The 2,247-nt window shown below is 42.7% G+C and carries 2 protein-coding genes and 2 pseudogenes; all 4 read left to right on the top strand.

All coding sequences use genetic code 11. The features are described 5' to 3' along the window. Positions 1-43: 43 nt before the first annotated feature. Positions 44-898: pseudogene (locus tag NNO02_RS23080) on the top strand (type VI secretion system Vgr family protein); the annotation flags it as partial. A 44-nt stretch (positions 899-942) separates the two neighbouring features. Continuing rightward, a pseudogene (locus tag NNO02_RS23085) lies at positions 943-1,168 on the top strand (hypothetical protein); the annotation flags it as partial. Between the two features lie 25 nt (positions 1,169-1,193). Continuing rightward, positions 1,194-1,394 carry a hypothetical protein gene (locus NNO02_RS23090; RefSeq protein WP_271455858.1) on the top strand — a complete coding sequence of 67 codons (201 nt, stop codon included), beginning with the start codon at positions 1,194-1,196 and terminating at the stop codon, positions 1,392-1,394. Continuing rightward, positions 1,391-1,825, top strand: coding sequence for a hypothetical protein (locus NNO02_RS23095; RefSeq protein WP_271455859.1), 435 nt, complete (start codon positions 1,391-1,393; stop codon positions 1,823-1,825). The genes NNO02_RS23090 and NNO02_RS23095 overlap by 4 nt, the downstream gene beginning before the upstream one ends. The last annotated feature ends 422 nt before the right edge of the window (positions 1,826-2,247 follow it).

Here is a 2,247-nt window from a genome sequence, read left to right on the forward strand (position 1 = left end):
ATTTTATTTAATATCATTCTGACCTGGGACAGGAGTTGTAGAAATGGGAAGTATATTTAAAATAACAGAGGGTATCCTTAATCGCTATAAATTGGATGTTCCTTCCTGCCCTTATCCATTGGATGTGGAACGTTTTGATGGTTTAGAACAAATGAGTGCTCTCTATCATTATACCATTCGTTTTACCAGTTCACATCCGGACCTTACGGCTGAAATGATGTTAAGTAAAACCGCTACACTGAGCATGGGGGTGGGGGAACTATTTAATTCTGTTGTCGGTAAAATTGTTCATGGTGTGGTGACCAATTTCCGACGCCTGACCGGTTCACGCAATCAGGTTGCGTATGAAATTATTCTGGAACCTTTTATATCCTTACTGGATAAGCAGTTTCGTACTCACCGATTCTTCGTCAACAAATCAGTGCCGGAAGTGGTAGCACAAATTCTTGGCGAGCATGGTTTGAAGGGGTGGGAATATGAATTCAAGCTTAAACAAACCTACCCAAAACGAGAACAAATAAACCAGTACCAGGAAAGTGACCTTGCGTTCATCGAACGCCTGCTGGCCGAGGTGGGGATTTTCTACTTCTTCACTCTGCACCCGGACACGCAAACTGAAGTGGTGCACTTCGCGGACAAGCAGAGTGCCTGGACGTTTGGTAAGAAATTGCCCCTGAACAGCCCGTCAGGGGCGAATGACAATGCGGCCAACTCAGTGTGGGATGTACATGTCTGGCATAACGTGGTGGAGCGTTCGGTTACGGCTAGTGACTATAACCACCGTGAAGCCCAGAACGTCCTGACTTCGGTGCCAGCGGACATGACCCGAGGTGATGGGGAGAGGAACACCTACGGTGATGTGTACCATTATCGCCCGCGTCACCTTGAGCGTGGTGACGCATTTTAAGCGTATCAGTGGCTCACGTGACCAGCAGCTCTTACCGCCAACATCGTTACTACGACCTGACCACATATATTGATGAGAGCTGTATGAGGCACTGGCCAGCACCTGTCTGCTGCCGAGCACTACGTCGACAGTATGCTCAATCAACAAATTTTTCCGGTGTTTAGCCAGCAGCTGCTGACCCACATGGCGGAGAAGCAGAAGCCGCACAGCCTGACACTGGGTTGGAGTGAGGAAGAGGACATCGGGCGGGAGTTTTATTAACAGGCTTATCTAAAGGGTAACAATTATGGATAGTGCAAAAGAGATTGCCAGAGATATGCTTGAGGCCATTAATATCGATGGATCCGGGTTTATCGGCGCCGTGGCGAAAGGTGTTATTTCCTTACCCGTCAGCCTTGCCTATCTTGGCTATGATTTTATAGACACTGAACACCGCAGAGAGAATCAGGATGATAAATTTCGGTTGGCAACACTGATTAAAAAGTGACTTTTAACGATAAAACTATTTATAAGGTTATTAAACCATTTATAGATGATTTTGTTTCTAGGGTTGATATGTCTTCTGTGGGACTGCAAATTTCTGGCAATAGTGTGGGGAAAGTGTTTTTTTCACAATTAACCGGTGTGAAGCTGGGATATGTGATTTCGGAACGAGCAACTACTGCACTGTTTGCGGGGACAGTCATTGGATCATTACTTTCGGTTGGTGCCGAAGCATCACGTGCTATTTATACGTCACGATATTTGCGGGGAAGAAATCCTGAGATTTTTTATAAACTAAAAAACACAGGGGACTTAGATCTTTTATATTTCCTTGTTGAAGATACAGTAAAGCCTTTTGAATTGGCATGCGCCATTGATGAATACAATCCAGAAGAGTTCAAGAGGATTTGCAAATACTTCTTTGGTGAGTTATGAATTTTAAAATAAATGTTATTTCTATTGTTTTTAATATTATTTGTGCCGCTGGTGCAACGCTGGTTTTTGTGGGGCTAATTCTTTCATGGTGGTTCTTTTTTGCATCAGAACAAGTGAACCGATTCTGTTGGGGTAGTATCTCGCTTATTGTTGCATGCATTGGATATGTAATCTATCTATATGCATTTCCAAAAATTCATAAGAAATGGACTGATCACTATTAGTTTTGTGTCAGTACTTGGTTTTAAATAGGACGTTATAAGCATAACAGATTTTGTACTTATTAATATACGAATCGTAGTCAGCATTGAAATAATGCCAGGTACCATCAGTATGGTTTGCTCTATCTACTAGTTTCTTCTTTTCAGTCAATCCTTATTTTTTATTATGGGTGGGGGAAGTATAGAGTCATTATTTATAGT

Source organism: Citrobacter sp. Awk 2 (assembly GCF_028069815.1).
Classification (GTDB): Bacteria; Pseudomonadota; Gammaproteobacteria; order Enterobacterales; family Enterobacteriaceae; genus Citrobacter.